The following is a 9950-nucleotide window of genomic DNA, read 5'->3' as shown; positions in this document are numbered from 1 at the left end:
AGCAAGGTCCCTTGGGGCCTCCATCTTTACCATTTCTCATCTACCGAAGGGACTTTCATGCAGCAGATGTATGAAGCAAACCAATCCACCGGGAACCGCCCAGCCTCCACCAGCCCCCGCCGCAAGACCGGCGTGCTGGCTTTGACGCTGGTCGCCGCCCTGGTCTTGACCGCCTGCGGCAACAAGAAAGACGAACACGCAGCACCACAAGGCGGTGCGCCCAAGCCGCCTGAGGTCAGCGTGCTGACGGTGAAGTTGGAGAGCATTCCTGTGATCTCCGACCTGCCCGGCCGCCTGGAGCCCGTGCGCGTGGCCCAAGTGGGTGCACGTGTGGCAGGTATCCTGCAAAAGCGCTTGTTCACTGAAGGCTCGGACGTCAAGGCTGGCCAGGTGCTCTACCAAATTGATAATGCGCCCTACCGCGCCAACCTGGAAAGCGCACAGGCGACTCTGGCTCAGGCCCAGGCGACCTTGGCCCAGGCGGCATCCACCGCGCGCCGCTACAAGCCATTGGTCGAAGCCAATGCGATCAGCAAGCAGGAATACGACGTCGCCGTAGCCAACGAAAAGGCTGCCCAGGCCCAAGTCGCCGCAGGCAAGGCGGGCGTGACCAATGCCAACATCAACCTGGGCTACGCCTCGGTGACGGCACCGATCTCCGGCCGCATTGGCCGCTCGCTGGTGACCGAAGGTGCGCTGGTCGGCCAAAGCGGCGTGACCGAGCTGGCGGTGATCCAGCAGATCAACCCGCTGTACGTGAACGTGACGCAGTCGTCTTCCGAGATCCTGCGCATGCGTGAAGCGCTCAAGTCCGGCAAGCTGGCCAAGGCCGGTGACAACGCCGCCAAGGTCATTGTCTACACCGATGACGGCAAGCCCTACGCCCACCCCGGCAAGCTGCTGTTCACCGATCTGACGGTGGACCCTGCGACCGGCCAGGTGAGCGTGCGGGCCGAGCTGCCCAATCCCGAGAACCTGCTGCTGCCGGGCATGTATGTGCGCGTACATATCCAGGAAGCCCAGGTGGAGAACGCCGTGCTCGTTCCGCAGCAGGCCGTGACCCGCAATGAAAAGGGCAACACCGTGATGGTCGTCGCCGCCGATGGTTCGGTCAGCCCACGGCCCGTGCAGATCAGCCAGTCCAAGGGCACGAACTGGGTGGTGAGCGAAGGCCTCAAGGAAGGTGACCAGGTCATGGTCGATGGCTTCATCAAGCTGGGCATGGGTGCGACGCACGTCACGCCAGTGCCATGGAAGAACCCGAGCGACAAGGCGGCAGCGCCAGCGGCTCCTGCAGCAGGGGCAGCGCCCCAGGCTGAGGCACCCGCTGCGGACAAGCCCGCCGCCTCGCCAGAAGCTGCAGGCAACACAGCCGCCAGCAAATAAACAGGACACAGCGGAATGTCAAAGTTCTTTATTCACAGACCGATTTTTGCCTGGGTGATCGCGATCTTCGTGGTCCTCGCAGGTATCGTGTCCATTACCCGACTGCCGGTGGCGCAGTTCCCGAGCGTGGCACCGCCCACCATCACGGTGACGGCCACCTACCCAGGCGCCACTGCGCAGACCCTGACCGACTCGGTGCTGCAGCTGATCGAGCGTGAGATCAACGGCGCCGAAGGCCTGATGTACATGTCGTCGTCCGCTTCTGCCACCGGCAGCGGCGAGTTGACCGTGACCTTCGAGCCCGGCACCAACCCCGACCTGGCCCAGGTGGATGTGCAAAACCGGCTGGCACGCGCCACGCCGCGTCTGCCCAGCATCGTGCAATCGCTGGGGGTGCGCGTCGACAAGTCGATGAGCAACTTCCTGATGATTCTGACCTTCCAGTCGGACACCGGAGAGACCTCGCGTGACGAAATCTCCGATTACGTCAACCGCAATGTGGTGCCGGAAATCCAGCGCCTGAACGGTGTGGGCAAGGCCCAGCTGTTTGCGGCCGGCCGCGCCATGCGCGTCTGGGTCGATCCTGCCAAGCTGCAGGGCTACAACATGTCGATCGCGCAGATCAATGCCGCGATTGCCGCGCAGAACCAGCAGATCTCCGGCGGCGCGCTGGGCGATACGCCGAGCCTGCCAGGCACCATGATGAACGCCACTATCGTCGTGCCAGGTCAGCTCTCCACGCCCGAAGAGTTTGGCGAGGTGGTGCTGCGCTCCAACTCGGATGGCTCGACCGTGCGTCTCAAGGACGTGGCCCGTGTGGAACTGGGCTCCGAGAGCTATGCCACCAACTCGCGCCTGGACGGCAAGCCCGCCGTGGCGCTGGCGGTGCAGCTGACCTCGACCGCGAACGCGATGGCGACCGCCAAGGAGGTCTACAGCAAGATGGACGAGCTCGAACCCTTCCTGCCTGCCGGCGTGAAGTGGGCCGCGCCGTATGACACCTCGAAGTTCGTCAAGATCTCGATCGAAAAAGTGCTGCACACCTTGCTCGAAGCCATCGTGCTGGTGTTCATCGTGATGCTGATCTTCCTGCAGAACATCCGCTACACCCTGATCCCGACCATCGTCGTGCCTATTGCGCTGCTCGGGGCCTTTGCGGTGATGTACAGCGTGGGGCTGACCATCAATATTCTGTCGATGTTCGCCATGGTGCTGGTGATCGGTATCGTTGTGGACGATGCGATCGTGGTGGTGGAGAACGTCGAGCGGATCATGTCCGAAGAGGGCTTATCGCCCAAGGAAGCCACGATCAAGGCCATGGGCCAGATCCAGGGCGCCGTGGTCGGTATTACCGTGATTCTGGTGACCGTGTTCATCCCGCTGGCCATGTTCTCGGGCGCGACCGGCAACATCTACCGCCAGTTCTCGCTGGTGATGGCGATCTCGATCTTCTTCTCGGGCTTCTTCGCGCTGACTCTGACGCCAGCGCTGTGCGCCACCATGCTCAAGCCCATCCCCAAGGGCCATGCGCATGACAAGAAGACCGGCCTGCTGGGCCCCTTCTACAACTGGTTCAACCGCATGTTCGGCAAGGCCACCAAGGGCTACCAGAAGACCTTGGTTGGCGTCGTCAAGCGCACGTTCATGGCCTTCCTGGTCTACGCAGCGGTGATCGTCGGTGTGGTGTTTGGCTTCAAGGCGCTGCCAACGGCTTTCCTGCCGGTGGAAGACCAGGGCTATGTGATCTCCTTGGTACAACTGCCCCCGGGTGCCACCCAGGAGCGCACCAGCGAGACCATGAAGCACCTGGAAGACTTTGCGCTGGCGCAGCCTGAGACGGCCAACATCGTGAGCATTCTGGGCTTCAGCTTTGCCGGTCAGGCACAGAACATGGGTCTGGCCTTCACCGTGTTCAAGGACTGGTCCGAGCGCACAAAGCCGGGCTCGGATGCCTCGTCGTTCGCCGGCCGCGCCATGGGCGCGATGATGAGCCTGCGTGACGGCTTCATCTACACCCTGGTGCCTCCGTCGATCTCCGAGCTGGGCAACAGCGATGGCTTTACCTTCCGTCTGCAGGACCGGGGCAACCATGGTCACGCCGAGCTGCTCAAGGCCCGCAATGACCTGATCGCCAAGGCCAGCAAGAGCCCGATTCTGACCGGCATGCGCTTTGACGGTGTGGATGACGCGCCGCAATGGCAGGTCGATATCAACCGCAATGCGGTGTATGCGCAAAAGGTCAGCATGGGCGACATTGCCACGACCTTGTCGACGGCACTGGGCTCGAGCAACTCGACCGACTTCCCGAACAACGGCTACATGCAGCGCGTCACCATCCAGGCCGACGCGGCCACCCGCATGCAGCCCGAGGACGTGCTGAAGCTGACGGTACCCAACGCAGACGGCAAGCTGGTCGAGCTGTCCACCTTGGTGACCGCCAAGTGGATCACCGGCCCGATGCAGATGTCACGCTACAACGGCTATCCGTCGATGAGCATCACCGGCCAGGCCAAGCCCGGCTACACCACCGGTGACGCAATGGCGGAGATGGAGAAGCTGTCGGCTGAGCTGCCACAAGGCTTTGGCTACGAGTGGACCGGCCAGTCGCTGGACGAGAAGAAAGCCGGCTCGTCGGCGATGATCCTGTACGCGTTCTCGATCCTGGCGGTCTTCCTCTGCCTGGCAGCGCTGTATGAGAGCTGGAGCATTCCGCTGGCCGTGCTGCTGGTGGTGCCTCTGGGTGTGTTGGGCGCCGTGGCCGGTATGCACCTGCGTGGCATGCCTAACGACATCTACTTCCAGGTGGCGCTGATCACCGTGATCGGCTTGTCCGCGAAGAACGCCATCTTGATTGTGGAGTTCGCCAAGGACCTGCACGACCAGGGCATGAGTGCGCTGGATGCGGCGCTGGAAGCTGGTCACCTGCGCTTCCGCCCGATCCTGATGACCTCGCTGGCCTTCATCCTGGGTGTGGTGCCGCTGTACATCGCCTCGGGCGCCAGCGCCGTGAGTCAGCACGAGATCGGCACCGGCGTGTTCTGGGGCATGATCATCGGCACCTTCCTGGCTGTGTTCCTGGTGCCTGTGTTCTTTGTCGAGGTCTTCCGTCTGTTCGGCCGCAAGGGCGAGCAGGACAAGGGACCGCATGGCAGCCCGCCCGCGCCGCATTCGCCCGATAGCGGACACGACGCCGTTCTGTCTGCCAATGTGGGGAAAGGAACCCACCATGAATAAGAAACTGATACCAACCGTTCTGGCTGCGGCCCTGTTGGCCTCGGGTTGCTCGCTGATTCCATCGCTGGACAAGCCTGCCACCCCGGTGGCCGCGCAGTACCCAGTGGCCACGGAACAGACGCAGCAGGCCGCTGCCGATATTCCCTGGCAGAACTTCTTCACCGATACGCGCCTGCAGCAGCTGATCCAGACCGCGCTGGACAACAACCGTGACCTGCGCGTGGCGGTGCTCAACATCGCCCAGGCCCGTGCGCTCTACCAGATCCAGGACGCCCAGCGCTTTCCGGAAGTGGGCGTCTCCGGCTCTGCGACGCGCCAGCGCAGCCAGATCACTGGTGCTTACGGCAATGCCTTCAGCGTGGGTGTTGGTATTCAGAGCTGGGAGATTGACTTCTTTGGCCGCATCAGCAGCCTCAAGGAGCAGGCGCTCGCCCAGTACCTGGCCACCGAAGAAGGCCGCAAGTCTGCCCAGATCAGCCTGGTGGCGGCAGTTGCCAATGCCTGGCTGACCCTGCAGGCCGACGAGGAGCTGATCGACATCTCGCGCCGCACCCTGAAGACGCGTGAGGAGTCGATCAAGCTGTCCAAGCTGCGCCTGGATGCCGGTGTGGCTTCGGAGCTGGACTACCGCCAGGCCCAGTCGCTGACGGAAAACGCCAAGGCCACCCTGGCCCAGCAACTGCGCCAGCGCGCGCTGGATGTCAACGCCCTGACCTTGCTGCTGGGCCAGACGCCACCGGCCGAGCTGCTGACCAGCCTGCAGGGCAAGCGCCTGAGCGATCTGCCGGTGATGGCCGATGTGCCGGCAGGCCTGCCGTCGGACCTGATGCTGCGCCGCCCGGACCTGCGCCAGGCCGAGCAGACCATGATCGCCGCCAACGCCAACATTGGCGCGGCGCGCGCGCTGTTCTACCCGGCGATCTCGCTGACCGCCAGCGCCGGCTTTGCCAGCTCCGAGCTGTCCGACCTGTTCGACTCCAAGTCCAAGGGTTTCACGATTGCGCCTTCGCTCTACCTGCCGATCTTCAATGCCGGCCGCAACCAGGCCAACCTGGAAGTCGCGGAAGTGCAGACCAAGATTGCTGCGGCGCAGTATGAAAAGGCCATCCAGACCGCGTTCCGCGAGGTCTCGGACGCACTGGTCAGCCGCCAAACGCTGGCCGACCAGCTGCAATCGCAGCAGGCCCAGGTCGAGGCCGAGTCGGCACGCCTGAAGCTGTCGGACCTGCGCTACAAGAACGGTGTGGCCAGCTACCTGGACCTGCTCGATGCGCAGCGCTCGCTGTTCGCGCTGGAGCAAGCCGTGGTGCAAGTGCGCCTGACCCAGCTGCAAAACCAGGTCGGCCTGTACAAGGCGCTGGGCGGCGGCTGGACCGACGCTGCAGCGGCCGACACTGTCGCTCAGGCGGCCCCGACTGCTGGCAAACCATAGGTTCCTGCCCGCGACTGCGGCCCCACAATGGCTTGCCAGACCTGCTGGCAAGCCATTTTTTTATGCGCGCGCGGCGCAACTGTGGTTGATTACCTGCAGGTATTTGCCCGGAGGCCCTGCCAAAAAACCCGTCGATATAATGATTTTGGCCTCTGCACGATGAACAACAAGCCCACAGAGAATTTGAGGAAGCCATGAGCGACATCCAGCAAGAAGAAGCACATACAGGCCCCGTCAAATCACCCAAGCAATTTTTGTGGACGGTGATCTTTGCTTTTGTGATCCCGGTATTTGCCATCATTGGCTTGGTGACCTTTGTGACCTCGGCCAACAAATCCGGCCCCGGCGCGGCCGATAACGCAGGCTCCATCGAAAGCCGGCTGCAGAAAGTAGGCTCGGTCGAAATACGCGACGCCAACCGCCCCCTCAAATCCGGCCAGGAGGTCTACCAGGCACAATGCGCCGCCTGCCATGCCACCGGCGCTGCTGGCGCCCCCAAGTTTGAAGATGCTGCTGCCTGGGCCCCGCGCATCAAGACCGGCCTCGAAGCGCTGGTGCACTCGTCCATCGCCGGCAAGGGCGCCATGGCCCCGCAAGGCGGCGGCGACTTTGAAGACACTGAAATCGCCCGTGGCGTGGTCTACATGGCCAATGCCGCCGGCGCCAAGTTTGATGAACCCCAGCGCCCTGCCGCTGCTGCCAGCGCCGATGCGGGCAGTGCTGCCCCAGCCGCTGTAGCCCCCGCAGCAGCTACGGCAGCCCCTGCTGCAGCTGCTGCCGAACCAGCAGCGGCCGTTGCCGCAGCCCCTGCAGCCGCCGCCCCCAGCGCCAGCGCAGCCGTCAATGGCAAGGCACTGTATGACAAGGCCTGCTTTGTCTGCCATGCCGCTGGTGTGGCGGGCGCGCCCAAGTTTGGTGACAAGGCTGCCTGGGCGCCTTATATCGCCCAGGGCATCGACAGCATGGTGAAGATCGCCATCAGCGGCAAGGGCGCCATGCCCCCGCGCGGCGGCTCCAGCGCATCGGATGAAGAGATCCATGCCGCCGTGCAGTACATGGTGGAGCATGCGCAGTAAGCAGGCTACCCACCGCGTCCGCTAAAAGATCAAGCCTGGCCCGCGGCCTTCAGCGCAGCGGGAGAGCGCACAAAGCCATAGCGTTTTTCCAGCAGCACGCTGGCCACCTCGGTCGGCTCGGGCAGCAGGCCCTGCTCCAGCGCCTGCGACACATCCAGCACATCCTGCGTATGCACGATGCCCAGACCCTGGCCGGTGTGCAGATAGACGGCACCTTGTTCATCGGCCAGCACCGCCTGCACCTGCGCAGGGGCGAGTACCGCGCCGGTATGGGCATGCAGATGCAGGGTCTCGTCGCGCCACTGCGCACGCCAGACCCAGGGGGTCGCCTCCAGCTCCACAAACACCTGCTGCGGACCATTCTGAAAGTACCAGCAGCCCTGGGCATCGGCCAGGTAGTTGCGGGCAATGAACTGCGCGAGCTTGTCATGCTCGACCCGGGATCCCTTGGCCCCTGGCAGGCCGCTGCTGAATGCACCGGCCGCCTGGGCCTGCGCATCACGCAGCCACCAGTTGCCGCGCGCGTCCAGCGCCAGCCAGCCCCAGCAGGCGGGCACATTCGGCCACTTGGCCATGGCTTGTTTCACGATATCGTCCATGCGGCGATCCTACTGCATGCGCCAGGCATGGCATGCCGGTGCTGCGCGCCTCATTCCGTCAATAATCGCTGACAATGGACAGCAGCCAGATAGGTAACAATGGCCGCTCTGAACTGGCAAGGAGCCCTTATGAACGCATGGAAACGATTTCTGGTGGTGGCGGCCGCAGCGCTGGCACTGACGGGCTGCGGCTACAACGATTTTCAACGGCTGGACGAAGAGTCCACGGCCGCCTGGAGCGAGGTGTTGAGCCAGTACCAGCGCCGTGCCGACCTGGTGCCCAACATCGTGGCCTCCGTCAAGGGTGAGGCCAACTTCGAGCAAGACACGTTGACCAAGGTGATCGAGGCACGGGCCAAGGCCACCTCGATCCAGGCGACGCCCGAGCTGGTGAACAACCCCGAGGCTTTCAACAAGTTCCAGCAGGCCCAGGGCGAGCTGTCCAGCGCGCTGTCGCGCCTGATGGTGGTGTCGGAACGCTATCCCGAGCTCAAGGCCAACCAGGCTTTCCGCGATCTGCGCGTGACCCTGGAAGGCACGGAAAACCGCATCGCCGTGGCGCGTGACCGCTATATCGGCACCGTCAAGGCCTACAACATCAAGGCCCGCCAGTTCCCGACCAACCTGACCGCCAAGGTCTTTGGCTACCAGCCCAAGGCCAATTTCACGGTGCAGAACGAGGCCCAGATCTCCCAGCCGCCTACCGTGGACTTCTCGTCTGAGCGGAAGTAAGCGCATGGCGTCGATGCCCGCCTGGCGCCCACGGCTGGCCTGGCTGCTGGCCCTGGTGGCGGCCCTGTTGCTGCCCTGGTTCAGCACGCCTGCACGGGCTACCGTGCAGCCGGTGCCAGCGCTCAGCGCCCATGTGATCGACCAGACTGCCACGTTGAGCGCGCAGGAGCAGGCCCAGCTGGAAGCCCAGCTCACGGCGCTGGAGCGTGACACCGGCGCACAGGTGGTGGTGCTGATGGTCGCCAGCACCAGTCCCGAAGACATTGCTGCCTATGCGCACCGTGTGGCCAGCACCTGGATGATTGGCCGCAAGGACGTGGGCGATGGCCTGCTGGTCCTGGTGGCCAAGAACGACCGGCGCATGCGCATCGAGGTCGCCAAAACCCTGGAAGGCGCAATCCCCGATCTGCGCGCCGCGCGCATCATTGACGAGACGATGAAGCCGGCGTTCCAGGCTGGCAAGTTTGCCGTGGGCATTGGCGACAGCGTGGCCCAGATCAGCGCGCTGATCAAGGGCGAGGCGCTGCCGCCACCCCGCACCACAGCGCCCAGCCGCAACCCGGCATCGTCGGCCTTGCCGGATGACCCGGCGCAGCTGCTGCTGTTCTTCTTCATCTTTGTGATGGTGGGCGGCAGCGTGTTGCGCAGCATGCTGGGCCGTGCGCTGGGCTCGCTCGCCACCGGTGGCGCCGCAGGCCTGGTAGCGGCATGGCTGACATCGAGCGTGCTGCTGGGCATTGGCGCTGGCGTTGCCGCCCTCTTTGTGGTGCTGTTGGCCGGCACGATGCGCGGAGGCAGCTCGATTGGCGGGGGTGGCGGAGGCTTTGGCGGCGGAGGTGGCTTTGGCGGGGGTGGATTTGGTGGCGGCGGCGGTGGAGGCGGTGGCGGATTCAGCTCCGGCGGCGGCGGCAATTTTGGGGGCGGTGGCGCCTCGGGGAGTTGGTGATGGGCCATTGGTTGCAACGCTGGGGCAGGCAACTGCGCCACCGCTTTCTGGAGCGCGATGCCTCCCATGCCTTGCCTGACGACGCCCGGCAGCGCTTGGCCCAGGCCATTGCCGCTTCAGAGGCCAGGCACAGCGGCCAGATCCGCGTCTATGTGGAAAGCGCCCTGCCCTGGAGCTATATCCGCCGCGATGCGCCAGCGCGCGAGCGTGCGGTGATGCAGTTTGGCAAGCAGCGCGTCTGGGATACCGAGCACAACAATGGTGTGCTCATCTATCTGTTGCTGACCGACCATGCGATCGAGATCGTTGCCGACCGCGCGGTATCGCGCTGCGTGAGCGGCCCGCAGTGGCAGGCGATGGTCGACAGCCTGGCCAGCGAGCTGCGCAGCGGCCAGTATGAAAAGGCCTTGCTGGCGGCCATCGGCCAGGTATCGCGCCATCTGGAGCAGCAGTTTCCGCGCGGCGCCGAGCCTACAGCGCCAAACAATGAACTGGATGACCAGCCGTTGATCGGCTGAGCACGGCGCACGGAGGGCGAATTTCGG

The 9950-nt window shown here is 64.2% G+C and carries 8 protein-coding genes; 7 read left to right on the top strand and 1 reads right to left on the bottom strand.

All coding sequences use genetic code 11. The features are described 5' to 3' along the window. Positions 1-66 precede the first annotated feature (66 nt). The 4 genes from LPW39_RS13235 (at position 67) to LPW39_RS13220 (ending at position 7128) form a co-directional block, all read left to right on the top strand. Positions 67-1386 carry an efflux RND transporter periplasmic adaptor subunit gene (locus LPW39_RS13235; RefSeq protein ID WP_230775574.1) on the top strand — a complete coding sequence of 440 codons (1320 nt, stop codon included), beginning with the start codon at positions 67-69 and terminating at the stop codon, positions 1384-1386. Between the two features lie 15 nt (positions 1387-1401). Further along, entirely contained in the window at positions 1402-4620 is a 3219-nt protein-coding gene (locus tag LPW39_RS13230; RefSeq protein ID WP_230775572.1) for an efflux RND transporter permease subunit, read from the top strand. After that, the gene (locus tag LPW39_RS13225) at positions 4613-6052 is read left to right on the top strand and encodes an efflux transporter outer membrane subunit (RefSeq protein ID WP_230775570.1); all 1440 of its coding nucleotides are present in this window, start codon (positions 4613-4615) and stop codon (positions 6050-6052) included. Before LPW39_RS13230 ends, LPW39_RS13225 begins: the two co-directional genes overlap by 8 nt. Positions 6053-6246: 194 nt before the next feature. Further along, entirely contained in the window at positions 6247-7128 is an 882-nt protein-coding gene (locus tag LPW39_RS13220; RefSeq protein WP_230775568.1) for a c-type cytochrome, read from the top strand. A 29-nt stretch (positions 7129-7157) separates the two neighbouring features. Here the strand turns inward: LPW39_RS13220 and LPW39_RS13215 are convergent, their stop codons facing one another. Then, positions 7158-7727: a DUF2946 family protein gene (locus LPW39_RS13215; RefSeq protein ID WP_230775566.1), complete on the bottom strand. Its 570-nt coding sequence runs from the start codon at positions 7725-7727 to the stop codon at positions 7158-7160. 129 nt (positions 7728-7856) lie between these two features. Here LPW39_RS13215 and LPW39_RS13210 point away from each other — a divergent pair, with 129 nt between their 5' ends. Genes LPW39_RS13210 through LPW39_RS13200 form a run of 3 tightly spaced genes read left to right on the top strand, consistent with a single transcriptional unit; the run spans position 7857 to position 9923 of the window. After that, on the top strand, positions 7857-8459 hold the full coding sequence (locus tag LPW39_RS13210) for a LemA family protein (RefSeq protein WP_230775564.1): 603 nt from the start codon (positions 7857-7859) through the stop codon (positions 8457-8459). Positions 8460-8463: 4 nt separating this feature from the next. Beyond that, positions 8464-9405 (top strand): TPM domain-containing protein, encoded by a 942-nt coding sequence (locus LPW39_RS13205; protein WP_230775562.1) that lies wholly within the window; start codon positions 8464-8466, stop codon positions 9403-9405. Next, positions 9405-9923, top strand: coding sequence for a TPM domain-containing protein (locus tag LPW39_RS13200; RefSeq protein ID WP_230775546.1), 519 nt, complete (start codon positions 9405-9407; stop codon positions 9921-9923). The genes LPW39_RS13205 and LPW39_RS13200 overlap by 1 nt, the downstream gene beginning before the upstream one ends. The last annotated feature ends 27 nt before the right edge of the window (positions 9924-9950 follow it).

Source organism: Comamonas koreensis, assembly GCF_021026195.1.
In the GTDB taxonomy this organism is placed as follows: Bacteria; Pseudomonadota; Gammaproteobacteria; order Burkholderiales; family Burkholderiaceae_C; genus Comamonas; species Comamonas koreensis.
This window is presented reverse-complemented; position numbering and strand designations above follow the sequence as displayed.

Excerpts from the sequence above, each read along its gene's own strand:
- LPW39_RS13225 (WP_230775570.1), top strand. The coding sequence starts at position 4,613 with ATGAATAAGAAACTGATACCAACCGTTCTGGCTGCGGCCCTGTTGGCC.
- LPW39_RS13230 (WP_230775572.1), top strand. The coding sequence starts at position 1,402 with ATGTCAAAGTTCTTTATTCACAGACCGATTTTTGCCTGGGTGATCGCG.
- LPW39_RS13200 (WP_230775546.1), top strand. The coding sequence starts at position 9,405 with ATGGGCCATTGGTTGCAACGCTGGGGCAGGCAACTGCGCCACCGCTTT.
- LPW39_RS13215 (WP_230775566.1), bottom strand. The coding sequence starts at position 7,727 with ATGGACGATATCGTGAAACAAGCCATGGCCAAGTGGCCGAATGTGCCC.
- LPW39_RS13210 (WP_230775564.1), top strand. The coding sequence starts at position 7,857 with ATGAACGCATGGAAACGATTTCTGGTGGTGGCGGCCGCAGCGCTGGCA.
- LPW39_RS13235 (WP_230775574.1), top strand. The coding sequence starts at position 67 with ATGTATGAAGCAAACCAATCCACCGGGAACCGCCCAGCCTCCACCAGC.
- LPW39_RS13205 (WP_230775562.1), top strand. The coding sequence starts at position 8,464 with ATGGCGTCGATGCCCGCCTGGCGCCCACGGCTGGCCTGGCTGCTGGCC.
- LPW39_RS13220 (WP_230775568.1), top strand. The coding sequence starts at position 6,247 with ATGAGCGACATCCAGCAAGAAGAAGCACATACAGGCCCCGTCAAATCA.